The sequence below is a fragment of the Pantoea sp. X-Soil-ISGK-421 genome, from assembly GCF_059730785.1.
This window is the reverse complement of the sequence record NZ_AP035979.1, coordinates 270,968-285,155: the sequence shown is the minus strand read 5'-3', so window position 1 is coordinate 285,155 and position 14,188 is coordinate 270,968. Positions and strand designations below refer to the sequence as shown.

The following is a 14,188-nucleotide window of genomic DNA, read 5'->3' as shown; positions in this document are numbered from 1 at the left end:
GCAGCGTGATGTAACGGCTAGCGTCATTTCCTGATAAGGCTAAAGTGTCCCTGCCCGCTGTCGCTTGCAGCGGGCCAGGGCTGGTCTTAACCTCTCCCAGCCCTGCCTTTCTTTACAATGCTAAGGAGGAGGTATGCACGGTTTCCACACTACAGGCCAGCATGGCCCGTTCTACAGCGGCTCCGAGTTGGGCTATCGCCTGCTCGGTATGCTCATTCATTGGCAAGCCGTAATTCAGGCGCAAGCAGTTGCGATATTTACCCGAAGCCGAAAACAGCGAACCTACCGCAACCTGCATATTCAGCTCACGCAATTCGGTATTGAGCCTTACCGCGTCAAACGCCTCTGGCAATTCAATCCACATCAGGAAACTACCCTGCGGGCGAGACACACAAATACCGCACGGAAAATAATGCCGCACCCAGCAACTGAACGTTTCATAGTTGCGTTGATACACCTGACGCATGCGCCGCAAATGCGGCAGATAATGACCAAGTCGAATAAATTCAGCGACCGCATGCTGAGGCTGTGTTGCCGTCGAACCGGTGCTGATGTATTTCATATGCAGCACGCGATCGCGATAGCGCCCCGGCGCCACCCAACCCACGCGCAATCCCGGTGCCAGCGTCTTGGAGAACGAACTGCACAGCAACACGCGGCCATCCTGGTCCAGCGACTTGATGGTAACGGGACGAGGATATTCCCACGCCAGTTCCCCATACACATCGTCTTCAATAATCGCGGCATCGAAACGCTGCGCCAGCGTTACCAACGCACGTTTACGGGATTCGGGCATGATGAATCCTAGCGGATTATTGCAGTTTGGTACTACCACCACCGCTTTAATCGGCCACTGCTCGAAGGCAAGTTCCAGCGCTTCAAGGCTAATGCCCGTCACCGAATCGGTGGGAATCTCAATGGCGCGAATGCCGAAGCCGCGCAAGGTCTGCATGGTGCCGTGGAAAGTGGGGGATTCGACAGCAATGATGTCCCCCGCCTGGCATATTGCACGAATAGAAATCGACAATGCTTCATGGCAGCCGGTGGTGATTACAATATCTTCTGAAGTCAGCTGACAACCGCTGTCGATCGTCAGTCGCGCGACCTGTTCACGCAATGCTGCAACGCCCAACAAGCTGTCATAGTTGAGCTGATCAACATCCTGTTTCTGCGCCATGCGGCTTTGAATTTTCCACAGTGGTTTCAATGTGGGTTGAGTCAAATCGGGCATACCGCTTCCGAGTTGCAACACATCGCTATTAGTACGGCTGCTGAGCAATTCCAGCACCGACTCCCACTGGGTAATCTCCACTGGACGCTGTGCGGGTCGGGTTATACCGGGCATGGGCGGTGTGGCTTTTCGTGTCGCAACGAAATATCCAGAACGTGGCTGCGGCACGATCAGTTGTTTCTCTTCCAGCAGATGATATGCCTGCTGCACGGTGCTGATACTTACGCCATGCTCCAGACTGAGCGTACGCACTGACGGCAACCGCTCGCCGCTGCGATACAATCCTTGCTCAATACGATCCGAAAGCAAACATGCCAAATGTTGGTAGCGCGTCATAGTATGCTTCACCCAGTCATTAATGACAGAAAACCAGTACAGTTAGGATCTATTATTACCATTCAGATCCCTAAGATTGCAATCTGTATGTTAAAGATATGTGTTTTGTGCATCTGTATTGTAATGACGTGAAATTGGACAATGCTTCTCAGGCAACCTAATGAGGGCAAGGATTATGGAATTTGATCAAAACCGCGCAGCAAGACCTTTCGATGTGACTTTACTGGATATCTTTCGCGGCGTGGTGCGCATGGTTAAAAACTGGCAAGCGCGGCGTGAAACCCGCCGTATCCTGTCACATTTAACGGATAGCCAGCTGCGCGACATCGGGCTGACGCGTGCAGATGTCTGCCGCAAGTTTTGACAGAATTAGATAAAAAAAACCCTGCCGAGGCAGGGTTTTTTGTAGGTCAGCTTTAGCAGACGAATTACTCGTCGTCTCTTCCGCCCAGACCTGCGTTCAGCAGTTCTGCCAGGCTAGCAGAGGCTTCATCCGCAGTAACCTGCGGTGCAACCGGAGCTTCACCTACAGAGCGGCGACGCATACGATCCTGGTGATAAGCATAACCGGTACCGGCTGGGATCAGACGACCCACGATAACGTTCTCTTTCAGGCCGCGCAGTTCGTCGCGCTTGCCTGCTACTGCGGCTTCGGTCAGGACACGCGTGGTTTCCTGGAACGATGCTGCAGAGATGAACGATTCGGTTGCCAGTGACGCTTTGGTGATACCCAGCAGATCGCGCATGAATGTTGCGCCGATTTTGCCATTCGCTTCAAGTTCACGGTTAGAGATCTTGATGCGCGAGTATTCAGCCTGCTCACCTTCCAGGAAGTCGGTGCTGCCCACGCTCGAGATGGTTGCTTTACGCAGCATCTGACGAACGATGACTTCGATGTGTTTATCGTTAATCTTAACGCCTTGCAGACGGTAAACTTCCTGCACTTCGTTAGTGATGTAACGGGTCACAGCATGGACGCCACGCAAACGCAGGATGTCGTGTGGAGATTCTGGGCCGTCAGATACGACGTCACCACGTTCCACGCGCTCACCTTCGAATACGTTAAGCTGACGCCATTTTGGAATCATCTCTTCGTACGGCTCGCTACCATCAACCGGCGTAATCACCAGACGACGCTTACCTTTGGTCTCTTTACCGAAGGAGATGATACCGCTGATCTCCGCCAGGATTGCTGGCTCTTTCGGACGACGCGCTTCGAACAAGTCAGCAACGCGTGGCAGACCACCGGTAATATCCTTGGTACCGCCAGATTCCTGCGGCACACGCGACAGCGTGTCACCGGCACTGATCTTAACGCCATCTTCCAGCTGAACAATCGCTTTGCCCGGCAGGAAGTACTGAGCTGGCATATCGGTACCTGGAATCAGAACATCATTTCCGTTGGCATCGATAATTTTCAGCGCAGGACGCAGATCTTTACCACCCGCAGTACGTTCTGCAGAATCCAGAACCACCAGCGATGACAGACCGGTTAAGTCGTCAGTCTGACGGGTAATGGTCTGACCGTCGATCATGTCAGTGAAGCGAATGAAACCGCCCACTTCAGTGATGACCGGCATGGTATGTGGATCCCAGTTTGCTACGGTCTCGCCCGCTGCAACCTGCTCACCATCGCCTTTAGCCATGACCGCACCGTAAGGCACTTTATAGCTCTCTTTAGTACGACCGAACTCGTCGATCATCTTCAGCTCAACGTTACGCGAAACGATAACCAGTTTCCCTGAGGAGTTGGTTACAGACTTCGCGTTGGTCAGCTTGATAGTACCTTTGTTCTTCACCTGGATGCTGGATTCAGCAGCCGCACGAGATGCCGCACCACCGATGTGGAACGTACGCATCGTCAGCTGAGTACCCGGCTCACCGATGGACTGTGCTGCGATAACGCCGATGGCCTCACCTTTGTTGATGATGTGACCACGTGCCAGATCGCGACCGTAGCAGTGTGCACACACACCGAAGTCGGTTTCACAGCCAACAACCGAGCGCACTTTGATCGCATCGACTGAATTCAGTTCGATCACATCACACCAGTGCTCATCGATCAGGGTGTTACGCGGAATCAGAATGTCCGCAGTACCTGGTTTCAGAACGTCTTCGGCCGTTACACGACCCAGTACACGCTCACGCAGTGGCTCTTTAACGTCGCCACCTTCGATAACCGGAGTCATCATGATGCCTTCGAACGTGCCGCAGTCATCTTCGGTAACAACCAGGTCCTGCGCTACGTCTACCAGACGACGCGTCAGATAACCGGAGTTAGCGGTTTTCAGGGCGGTATCCGCAAGACCTTTACGCGCACCGTGCGTGGAGATGAAGTACTGGAGTACGTTCAGACCTTCACGGAAGTTCGCGGTGATCGGCGTTTCGATGATTGAGCCATCAGGCTTAGCCATCAGACCACGCATACCGGCCAGCTGACGAATCTGTGCAGCAGAACCACGCGCACCGGAGTCGGCCATCATGTAGATGCTGTTGAACGATACCTGCTGCTCTTCTTCGCCGTGACGGTTAATCACCGTTTCAGTTTGCAGGTTGTCCATCATCGCTTTGGAAACGCGTTCGTTAGCAGCGGCCCAAATATCGATAACTTTGTTATAACGTTCGCCAGCAGTTACCAGACCAGACTGGAACTGTTCCTGAATCTCAGCAACTTCCGCTTCCGCTTCCGCTACGATTTCCGCTTTCTTCGCTGGGATCACCATGTCGTCGATACCTACAGAGGCACCTGAACGGGCTGCGTAAGCAAAGCCGGTGTACATGGTTTGGTCAGCAAAGATAACGGTCGGCTTCAGGCCAAGGATGCGGTAACAAGTATTCAGCATCTTGGAAATCGCTTTCTTACCCAGCGCCTGGTTGACGATGGAGTAAGGCAGGCCGTTCGGTACGATCATCCACAGAATCGCACGACCAATGGTGGTGTCGATAATGCTGGTTTTCGCAACCAACTCTTCCTGCTCGTTCTTTGCGTATTCAGTAATACGCACTTTGACGCGTGCATGCAGCTCGGCCAAACCAGCGCGATAAACACGCTCAGCTTCTTTCGGGCCAGTCAGCACCATGCCTTCGCCTTTGGCGTTCACTTTGTCGCGGGTCATGTAGTACAGACCCAGAACAACGTCCTGTGAAGGAACGATGATTGGCTCGCCGTTCGCAGGTGACAGAATGTTGTTGGTCGACATCATCAGCGCACGCGCTTCCAGCTGGGCTTCCAGCGTCAGCGGTACGTGAACAGCCATCTGGTCACCATCGAAGTCGGCGTTATAGGCCGCACAAACCAGCGGGTGCAGCTGGATCGCTTTACCTTCGATCAGAACCGGTTCAAACGCCTGGATACCCAAACGGTGCAGAGTTGGTGCACGGTTCAGCAGTACCGGGTGTTCGCGGATCACTTCGTCCAGGATATCCCAAACGACAGCTTCTTCGCGCTCAACCATTTTCTTAGCGGCTTTGATGGTGGTGGCCAGGCCACGCAGTTCCAGCTTGCCGTAGATGAACGGTTTGAACAGCTCAAGCGCCATTTTCTTCGGCAGACCGCACTGATGCAGACGCAGGTATGGACCAACGGTGATAACTGAACGACCAGAGTAGTCAACACGTTTACCCAACAGGTTCTGACGGAAACGACCCTGCTTACCTTTGATCATGTCTGCCAGAGATTTCAGCGGACGCTTGTTCGAGCCAGTGATGGCGCGACCGCGACGGCCGTTATCCAGCAGTGCATCAACCGCTTCCTGCAACATACGTTTTTCGTTACGTACGATGATATCTGGCGCAGCCAGATCCAGCAGGCGTTTCAGACGGTTGTTACGGTTGATCACGCGACGATACAGATCGTTCAGATCTGACGTTGCGAAACGACCACCATCCAGCGGTACCAGCGGACGCAGATCTGGCGGCAGAACCGGCAGAACGGTCAGGATCATCCACTCTGGCTTGTTGCCAGACTGAACGAACGCTTCCAGCAGCTTGATACGCTTGGTCAGCTTTTTGCGTTTGGTCTCGGAGTTAGTTTCGTTCAGCTCTTCGCGCAGCTGCTCGCACTCTTGCTCCAGATCCATATTTTTCAGCAGCGCCTGGATAGCTTCCGCACCCATCTTCGCGTCGAATTCGTCACCGAACTCTTCCAGCGCGTCAAGGTACTGCTCTTCCGTCAGAATCTGACGTTTTTCCAGGTTGGTCATGCCGCCTTCGATCACCACATAAGATTCGAAGTACAGCACGCGCTCGATATCACGCAGTGGCATATCCAGCAGTAAGCCGATACGCGAAGGCAGTGATTTCAGGAACCAGATGTGCGCAGTTGGTGAAGCCAGCTCAATGTGGCCCATGCGCTCACGACGTACTTTGGTCTGTGTAACTTCAACGCCACACTTCTCACAGATCACGCCGCGATGTTTTAAACGCTTGTACTTACCGCACAGGCATTCGTAGTCTTTTACCGGTCCAAAAATACGGGCACAGAAAAGACCGTCACGCTCAGGCTTAAAGGTACGGTAGTTAATGGTTTCCGGCTTTTTAACTTCACCAAAAGACCATGAACGGATCATGTCTGGCGAGGCCAGAGCAATTTTGATCGCATCAAACTCTTCGGTCTTAGTTTGCGCTTTCAGAAACTTAAGTAAGTCTTTCACGGATTAGCTCCCGTCGGAGTGGAACTCTCAGGGACGCGCACCCGAAGTGCACGTCCCGTAACCAGTACTTGCGAGTACTTACTCGTCTTCCAGCTCGATGTTGATACCCAGCGAGCGAATCTCTTTCAACAGTACGTTGAAGGATTCCGGCATGCCCGGTTCCATCTGATGGTTACCGTCGACGATGTTTTTATACATCTTCGTACGGCCGTTAACGTCATCAGATTTAACAGTAAGCATTTCCTGCAGGGTATACGCGGCACCGTATGCTTCCAGTGCCCACACTTCCATCTCACCGAAGCGCTGTCCACCGAACTGCGCTTTACCACCCAGCGGCTGCTGAGTAACCAAGCTATAAGAACCGGTAGAACGTGCGTGCATCTTGTCGTCGACCAAGTGGTTCAGTTTCAGCATGTACATGTAACCTACGGTTACCTGACGCTCAAACTGCTCACCAGTACGGCCGTCGAACAGGGTGATCTGACCGGAAGAAGGCAGACCGCCGAGCTGAAGCAGCTCTTTGATTTCGCTCTCTTTCGCACCGTCAAACACCGGAGTCGCGATTGGCATACCCTTCTTCAGGTTTTCTGCCAGACGCAGTACTTCGTCGTCTGTGAAGGTGTTCAGGTCAACTTTCTGACGCACATCAGTGCCCAGATCGTAAGCACGCTGGATAAACTCACGCAGTTTGGAGACTTCTTCCTGCTTCTTCAGCATCGCATTGATTTTTTCACCAATGCCTTTCGCCGCCATACCGAGGTGAGTTTCCAGGATCTGACCGATGTTCATACGCGATGGTACGCCCAGCGGGTTCAGTACGATGTCGACCGGCGTACCGTGCTCATCGTAAGGCATGTCTTCGATAGGGTTGATCTTAGAGATAACACCCTTGTTACCGTGACGACCTGCCATTTTGTCACCAGGCTGGATCTGACGTTTCACAGCCAGATACACCTTAACGATTTTCAGCACGCCAGGGGCCAGATCATCGCCTTGGGTGATCTTGCGACGCTTAGCTTCAAGTTTCTTCTCAAACTCGTGCTTCAGCTCGTCGTACTGCTCAGCCAGCTGCTCCAGAGAATTTTGTTTCTCTTCATCAGTCAGGCCCAGCTCCAACCAGCGCTCACGTGGCAGTTTGTCCAGCTTGTCAGCTTCAACGCCACCTGAGATCAGTACTGCCTGGATACGGCCAAACAGGCCAGCTTCGAAAATCTGCAGTTCTTCAGACAGGTCTTTCTTAACCTGCTTCAGCTGCATCTCTTCGATTTCCAGCGCGCGCTTGTCTTTTTCCACGCCATCACGGGTGAAGACCTGCACGTCGATGACAGTACCGGATACGCCGTTCGGAACGCGCAGTGACGAATCTTTTACGTCAGAGGCTTTTTCACCGAAGATCGCACGCAGCAGTTTTTCTTCTGGCGTCAGTTGGGTTTCACCTTTCGGCGTTACCTTACCAACCAGAATGTCGCCACCGGTCACTTCCGCACCGATATACACGATGCCGGATTCATCCAGTTTAGAGAGCGCTGCTTCACCCACGTTCGGGATATCAGCGGTGATCTCTTCTGGTCCCAGCTTGGTGTCGCGCGACACGCATGCCAGTTCCTGGATGTGAATAGTGGTGAAACGGTCTTCCTGAACCACACGCTCGGATACGAGGATGGAGTCTTCGAAGTTGTAACCGTTCCATGGCATGAACGCCACGCGCATATTCTGACCCAGCGCCAGTTCACCGAGGTCGGTAGACGGGCCATCTGCCAGCACGTCGCCACGCTCAATCGGCTCACCCAGATTCACACAAGGCATCTGGTTGATGCAGGTGTTCTGGTTAGAACGGGTGTACTTAGTCAGGTTGTAGATGTCGATACCCGCTTCGCCCGGATACATCTCTTCTTCGTTAACTTTGATAACGATACGAGAAGCATCAACGTACTGAACGGTACCACCACGTTTCGCGACGGCAGTTACACCGGAGTCAACCGCAACTGCACGCTCCATACCGGTACCAACCAGCGGCTTATCAGCACGCAGAGTTGGAACCGCCTGACGTTGCATGTTCGCACCCATCAAGGCGCGGTTAGCATCATCGTGCTCCAGGAACGGGATCAGTGACGCACCGACAGAAACCACCTGTTGGGTGGAAACGTCCATGTAGTCAACCTGATCGCGGCTGAACAGGCTTGACTCACCTTTGCTACGGCAGGTGACGAGATCGTCAACAAAGCTGCCATCTTCTGCAAGGTTGGTGTTCGCCTGAGCGATAACGTAGTTACCCTCTTCAATAGCAGAGAGGTAATGGATTTCGTCACTCACTTTACCGTCAACAACGCGACGATATGGGGTTTCAAGGAAACCGTATTCGTTAGTCTGCGCGTAAACAGAGAGTGAGTTGATCAGACCGATGTTCGGGCCTTCCGGAGTTTCGATAGGACATACACGACCGTAGTGGGTTGGGTGTACGTCACGTACTTCGAAGCCGGCGCGCTCACGGGTCAGACCGCCTGGGCCCAGAGCAGAGATACGACGTTTGTGCGTAATCTCAGACAATGGGTTGTTCTGATCCATAAACTGAGAGAGCTGGCTTGAACCGAAGAACTCTTTCACCGCCGCCGAAATCGGCTTGGCGTTGATCATATCCTGCGGCATCAGTGTATCGAGGTCGCCCAGAGACAGACGCTCTTTAACTGCACGCTCAACACGCACCAGACCTACACGGAACTGGTTTTCTGCCATTTCGCCAACGGAACGAATACGACGGTTACCGAGGTGATCGATATCATCCACTTCACCGATACCGTTACGGATACCGATAAGTTTTTTCATCACTTCGATGATGTCGTCTTTGCTCAGAATACCTGAACCTTCGATCTCATCACGCAGCAGAGAACGGTTGAACTTCATGCGGCCAACCGCAGAAAGATCGTAACGATCTTCAGAGAAGAACAGGTTCTCGAACAGGTTTTCAGCCGCTTCACGCGTTGGTGGCTCACCAGGACGCATCATGCGGTAGATCTCAACCAGCGCGCTTAAGCGATCGTTGGTTGGGTCAACACGCAGAGTCTCGGAGATGTACGCACCATGATCCAGGTCGTTGGTGAACAGCGTTTCAATGCGCTTGTGGCCTGACTGGCTCAGTTTCGCCAGCAGATCCAATGACAGTTCCATGTTTGCAGGAACGATCAGCTCGCCGGTGTTCAGATCGACATAGTCTTTAGCAACGACTTTGCCAGCAATATATTCAACCGGCACTTCGATGTGCTGAATGTTGTCTTTTTCTAGCTGACGGATGTGACGCGCAGTGATGCGACGACCTTTTTCAACGTAGACCGTGCCGTTTGCTTCGATATCGAAGGAGGCGGTTTCACCACGCAGGCGCTCAGGCACCAGTTCCATCTGCAGTTTATTGTCGCGAATTTCATAAACGACTTTATCAAAGAACAGATCGAGGATTTGTTCTGAAGTAAAGCTTAACGCGCGCAGAATGATACTGGCCGGCAGCTTACGACGACGGTCAATACGGACGAAGAGGTTGTCTTTCGGGTCAAACTCGAAGTCGAGCCATGAACCGCGGTAAGGGATAATACGTGCGTTATAAAGCACTTTACCGGAAGAGTGCGTTTTACCCTTATCGCTGTCAAAGAACACGCCTGGAGAACGATGCAGCTGAGAAACGATAACACGCTCAGTACCATTGATAACAAAGGTACCGTTGTCAGTCATGAGTGGAATCTCACCCATGTAGACTTCTTGTTCTTTAATGTCTTTTACGGTGCCTTCCGGCGCTTCGCGCTCGTAGATCACCAGACGCAGTTTAACGCGCAGCGGTGCCGAATAGGTCACGCCACGGATCTGACATTCAGTTACGTCAAAGACAGGCTCACCCAAACGGTAGCTTACATACTGCAACTCAGAGTTGCCGCTGTAGCTAGAGATCGGGAATACGGAGCGGAAGGCTGCTTCCAGACCGTACTGGCCTTCTGGATCTTGCTCGATAAACTTCTGGAACGAGTCAAGCTGGATAGAAAGGAGATAAGGTATGTCCAAAACTTGTGGACGTTTACCAAAATCCTTACGAATACGTTTTTTCTCGGTATAGGAGTAAACCATGGGGTTCCTCAGCTAGCTGACATGTCGAACCACGCTGTCCGTCCTGAAAAGGACAGTTCATGCAACACTATTTTTTGTTTTTCATGCGATGCTTCGCACCCCATGCAATACATCTTTCTATCACTCTTAAATCATTTCATCGCCGTTGTTCAGGCAGGGAACCTTTGCAGGAGAGCGATATATTAAGGCGTCGATAGAAAAAGATATTGAAGAGGAATGACGGACAAACAGTGCGAAACGCCATCATTCCCCTGTAGCGCAAAAAGGCTGGTGACCTAAACAGTCACCAGCCATCAGCCTAATGTTACTCAGGCTGCAACCCGAAGGTTGTCTTACTTAACTTCAACTTCAGCGCCAGCTTCTTTCAGAGCAGCTTCAAGAGCGGCTGCGTCATCTTTGCTGATGCCTTCTTTGATAGTACCAGTCGCTTCAACCAGGTCTTTAGCTTCTTTCAAGCCCAGGCCAGTTGCAGTACGTACTGCTTTGATTACTGCGACTTTGTTAGCGCCAACAGCTTTCAGAACTACGTCGAATTCAGTTTTCTCTTCAACAGCTTCAGCTGGGCCAGCAGCAACAGCTACAGCGGCAGCAGCAGAAACGCCGAATTTTTCTTCCATAGCAGAAACCAGCTCAACTACTTCCATTACGGACATAGCGGCAACAGCTTCCAGAATTTGGTCTTTAGTGATAGACATATCGATTGTTCCTAAAAATCAGAAAAAGATTATACGTTAGCAAGCACGAAGGAAAAGAATTTGGCCTTAAGCCGCTTCTTTTGCATCGCGCACAGCAGCCAGAGTACGGACCAGTTTGCCAGCAGCGGCTTCTTTCATGGTCGACATCAGACGTGCCAGTGCTTCTTCGTAAGTCGGCAGAGTTGCCAGACGGTCAATATTGGCCGCCGTGATCAGCTCACCTTCAAAGGCTGCAGCTTTGACCTCAAATTTTGCATTCGCTTTAGCGAAATCTTTGAACAGACGAGCAGCAGCGCCCGGGTGTTCTAAAGAGTATGCAATCAGGGTCGGACCAACAAACGTGTCTTTCAGGCACTCGAAAGGAGTACCTTCAACGACGCGGCGCAGCAGGGTGTTACGAACAACACGCATGTAAACGCCAGCTTCACGACCTGCTTTACGCAGTTCGGTCATTTTATCAACGGTCACGCCACGGGAATCCGCAACAACCGCTGAAAGCGCACCTTTGGCTACTTCGCTAACTTCAGCAACAATCGCTTGTTTGCCTTGAAGATTTAATGCCATTAGCTTTGCTCCTGGATTGACCGGGAAAGATTTCCCGGAACTCACTTCACTTATTTACCCGAAGGCGATAAGCGCTATTACACGGTGAGCAGAATCCAGTGAAGAAAAAATTCTTTTTGGTTCTGTCACCGTCTACGCAGGGTATTAAGCAAAATATCCGAAAATATTCCGCTCCTGCGGTCTTGGACGGAGGCCAGGATAAGGCCTGGCTCCAACCTAAGTGATTGAACAGCTAAGCGTTTAGACCTGGCAATTCCATCACTTTGAATCTGGGTCCTGGCTTGATTACTCAACCAGAACAACGGGCGTAAGATTCTAGATGAATTTTTCGCCCGTTACAAGCAGCAATTAGTTTGCTGATGCGCTCAGGCCAGCCTGGTCAACGGCAACGCCGGCGCCCATGGTGGTAGAGATGCTGACTTTCTTGATGTACACGCCTTTAGCCTGTGAAGGTTTCGCTTTTTTCAGCGCAACCAGCAGAGATTCCAGGTTTTCTTTCAATTTGTCAGTGTCAAAATCCACTTTACCGATGGTGGTGTGGATGATGCCGTTTTTGTCGTTACGATAACGAACCTGACCAGCTTTAGCATTTTTAACTGCTTCAGCAACGTTAGGAGTTACAGTACCAACTTTCGGGTTTGGCATCAGACCGCGTGGGCCCAGAACCTGGCCCAACTGGCCAACAACGCGCATTGCATCTGGAGATGCAATAACAACGTCAAAGTTCATTTCGCCTTTTTTGATCTGCTCAGCCAGGTCTTCCATACCAACCAGCTCTGCGCCAGCTGCTTTAGCAGCTTCAGCATTTGCACCTTGGGTGAAGACGGCAACACGTACTGAACGACCAGTACCGTGTGGCAGAACGGTCGCGCCGCGCACGTTCTGATCAGATTTACGTGCATCGATGCCGAGGTTAACAGCAACATCAACGCTTTCTACGAACTTGGCAGTAGCCAGTTCTTTCAGCAGAGCAACAGCTTCGTTGATGTCGTACTGCTTAGTAGCATCAACTTTGTCACGGATTACGCTCATGCGCTTGGTCAGCTTAGCCATTTCTTAATCCTCTACTACCAGGCCCATGGAACGAGCAGTACCTTCGATAGAGCGAGTCATCGCTTCTACGTCAGAACCAGTCATGTCCGCAGCTTTAGTTTCTGCGATTTCACGTACCTGAGCACGGGAAACTTTACCGACTTTGTCTTTGTTCGGCTTACCAGAACCAGACTTGATGCCCGCTGCTTTTTTCAGCAGTACGGCAGCCGGAGGCGTTTTGGTAACGAAGGTGAAAGAACGGTCACTGTATACGGTGATAACAACAGGAGTAGGCAGGCCTTTCTCCAGGGATTCAGTCTTAGCGTTGAACGCTTTGCAGAATTCCATGATGTTAACACCCTGCTGACCCAGAGCTGGACCAACAGGTGGACTTGGGTTAGCCATACCAGCTGCAACTTGCAACTTAACGTAGGCTTGTACTTTCTTGGCCATGATAATTCCTCAATTGGGTTATAACGCCTGAAAAACAGGCTCCCCGTGATAACGATTTATACGCCGTTACCGGCACATAAAAACAAAAGGCGCGAAATTATAGGTAAATTTCGCGCCTTCCGCAAGAGCTAAAAAGTGAACAAAAGGGTTAACCTTTCTCCACCTGAGCGAAGTCGAGTTCCACTGGCGTTGCGCGGCCAAAGATGGAAACAGACACTTTCAAGCGACTCTTCTCGTAGTCCACTTCTTCGACCACACCGTTGAAGTCGGCAAACGGGCCGTCGCTGACGCGTACCATCTCGCCTGGCTCGAACAGCGTTTTTGGACGCGGCTTATCACCTACCTGCTGCAGGCGGTTCATAATCGCATCAACTTCTTTATCACTGATTGGCGCAGGACGGTCGGAAGTACCACCGATAAAGCCCATTACACGCGGTACACTGCGTACTAAATGCCAGCTGGCGTCATTCATTACCATCTGAACCAGTACGTAGCCAGGGAAGAATTTACGTTCGCTTTTGCGACGCTGGCCACCACGGATTTCGACGACTTCTTCAGTCGGCACCATGACTTCGCCAAAAAGCTCTTCCATGTTGTGCAGTTTGATATGCTCATGCAGCGACTTAGCTACGCGGGCTTCAAAACCGGAGAACGCCTGAACGACGTACCAGCGTTTTTTTGGAGCTTCAGACATCTCAGAACCTCAGGCCAGTGATAAACGATACCAGACGGACCAGAATACCATCCAGCCCCCACAAAATCAGTGACATCACGGCAGTTACCGCGGCAACGATTAACGTGGTGTGCAATGTTTCCTGGCGAGTCGGCCAAATGACCTTACGCATTTCGGTTTTAGCTTCACGAGCAAATGCCACGGTCGCTTTGCCTTTAATTGTCAGCAATGCAATGCCGCCCGCTGCAGCGATCAGCACTACCACAGCCAGTGCGCGCAGAGGCAGTGTAACATCGCGATAAATATAGTTGCCGACGATTGCTACCAGGAGCAATGCGATCACAACTACCCATTTCATCGCTTCAAGGCCGCGCCCGCTTCCTTGAGCTTCGGTATTCGCACTCATAAACCAACCTGCCACAATAATTCAGAAACTATTCTGCCC

Annotated in this window: 10 protein-coding genes; 1 reads left to right on the top strand and 9 read right to left on the bottom strand. The window is 51.7% G+C overall.

Features of this window, described 5'->3' with window-relative positions; genetic code table 11:
- Nucleotides 1-112: 112 nt before the first annotated feature.
- Nucleotides 113-1,567 carry an aminotransferase-like domain-containing protein gene (locus tag AC6I8K_RS01290; RefSeq protein ID WP_064741596.1) on the bottom strand — a complete coding sequence of 485 codons (1,455 nt, stop codon included), beginning with the start codon at nt 1,565-1,567 and terminating at the stop codon, nt 113-115.
- A 175-nt stretch (nt 1,568-1,742) separates the two neighbouring features.
- Here AC6I8K_RS01290 and AC6I8K_RS01285 point away from each other — a divergent pair, with 175 nt between their 5' ends.
- On the top strand, nt 1,743-1,931 hold the full coding sequence (locus tag AC6I8K_RS01285; RefSeq protein ID WP_483816605.1) for a DUF1127 domain-containing protein: 189 nt from the start codon (nt 1,743-1,745) through the stop codon (nt 1,929-1,931).
- A gap of 64 nt (nt 1,932-1,995) precedes the next feature.
- On the opposite strand, the gene rpoC is transcribed toward AC6I8K_RS01285, so the two are convergent.
- The 8 genes from rpoC to secE all read right to left on the bottom strand — a co-directional run bounded on the left by rpoC (nt 1,996) and on the right by secE (nt 14,149).
- Nucleotides 1,996-6,219, bottom strand: a complete 4,224-nt coding sequence (gene rpoC / locus AC6I8K_RS01280) for a DNA-directed RNA polymerase subunit beta' (RefSeq protein ID WP_483816604.1) — start codon at nt 6,217-6,219, stop codon at nt 1,996-1,998.
- A 78-nt stretch (nt 6,220-6,297) separates the two neighbouring features.
- A complete protein-coding gene (gene rpoB, locus AC6I8K_RS01275) occupies nt 6,298-10,326 on the bottom strand; it encodes a DNA-directed RNA polymerase subunit beta (RefSeq protein ID WP_064741593.1) in 4,029 nt (1,342 codons plus the stop codon).
- A gap of 332 nt (nt 10,327-10,658) precedes the next feature.
- On the bottom strand, nt 10,659-11,021 hold the full coding sequence (rplL, locus tag AC6I8K_RS01270; RefSeq protein WP_007886292.1) for a 50S ribosomal protein L7/L12: 363 nt from the start codon (nt 11,019-11,021) through the stop codon (nt 10,659-10,661).
- A gap of 66 nt (nt 11,022-11,087) precedes the next feature.
- The gene (gene rplJ / locus AC6I8K_RS01265; protein WP_007886294.1) at nt 11,088-11,585 is read right to left on the bottom strand and encodes a 50S ribosomal protein L10; all 498 of its coding nucleotides are present in this window, start codon (nt 11,583-11,585) and stop codon (nt 11,088-11,090) included.
- 348 nt (nt 11,586-11,933) lie between these two features.
- Nucleotides 11,934-12,638 carry a 50S ribosomal protein L1 gene (gene rplA / locus AC6I8K_RS01260; protein ID WP_007886296.1) on the bottom strand — a complete coding sequence of 235 codons (705 nt, stop codon included), beginning with the start codon at nt 12,636-12,638 and terminating at the stop codon, nt 11,934-11,936.
- Nucleotides 12,639-12,641: 3 nt separating this feature from the next.
- Complete coding sequence (gene rplK, locus AC6I8K_RS01255; RefSeq protein WP_007886298.1) at nt 12,642-13,070, bottom strand: 50S ribosomal protein L11; 429 nt, start codon at nt 13,068-13,070, stop codon at nt 12,642-12,644.
- 148 nt (nt 13,071-13,218) lie between these two features.
- Nucleotides 13,219-13,764 carry a transcription termination/antitermination protein NusG gene (gene nusG, locus AC6I8K_RS01250; RefSeq protein WP_007886300.1) on the bottom strand — a complete coding sequence of 182 codons (546 nt, stop codon included), beginning with the start codon at nt 13,762-13,764 and terminating at the stop codon, nt 13,219-13,221.
- Between the two features lies 1 nt (nt 13,765).
- Nucleotides 13,766-14,149: a preprotein translocase subunit SecE gene (secE, locus tag AC6I8K_RS01245; RefSeq protein WP_064741592.1), complete on the bottom strand. Its 384-nt coding sequence runs from the start codon at nt 14,147-14,149 to the stop codon at nt 13,766-13,768.
- Between the last annotated feature and the right edge of the window lie 39 nt (nt 14,150-14,188).

Excerpts from the sequence above, each read along its gene's own strand:
- rplA (WP_007886296.1), bottom strand. The coding sequence starts at position 12,638 with ATGGCTAAGCTGACCAAGCGCATGAGCGTAATCCGTGACAAAGTTGAT.
- rpoB (WP_064741593.1), bottom strand. The coding sequence starts at position 10,326 with ATGGTTTACTCCTATACCGAGAAAAAACGTATTCGTAAGGATTTTGGT.
- AC6I8K_RS01290 (WP_064741596.1), bottom strand. The coding sequence starts at position 1,567 with ATGACGCGCTACCAACATTTGGCATGTTTGCTTTCGGATCGTATTGAG.
- nusG (WP_007886300.1), bottom strand. The coding sequence starts at position 13,764 with ATGTCTGAAGCTCCAAAAAAACGCTGGTACGTCGTTCAGGCGTTCTCC.
- AC6I8K_RS01285 (WP_483816605.1), top strand. The coding sequence starts at position 1,743 with ATGGAATTTGATCAAAACCGCGCAGCAAGACCTTTCGATGTGACTTTA.
- rplJ (WP_007886294.1), bottom strand. The coding sequence starts at position 11,585 with ATGGCATTAAATCTTCAAGGCAAACAAGCGATTGTTGCTGAAGTTAGC.
- secE (WP_064741592.1), bottom strand. The coding sequence starts at position 14,149 with ATGAGTGCGAATACCGAAGCTCAAGGAAGCGGGCGCGGCCTTGAAGCG.
- rplK (WP_007886298.1), bottom strand. The coding sequence starts at position 13,070 with ATGGCCAAGAAAGTACAAGCCTACGTTAAGTTGCAAGTTGCAGCTGGT.
- rplL (WP_007886292.1), bottom strand. The coding sequence starts at position 11,021 with ATGTCTATCACTAAAGACCAAATTCTGGAAGCTGTTGCCGCTATGTCC.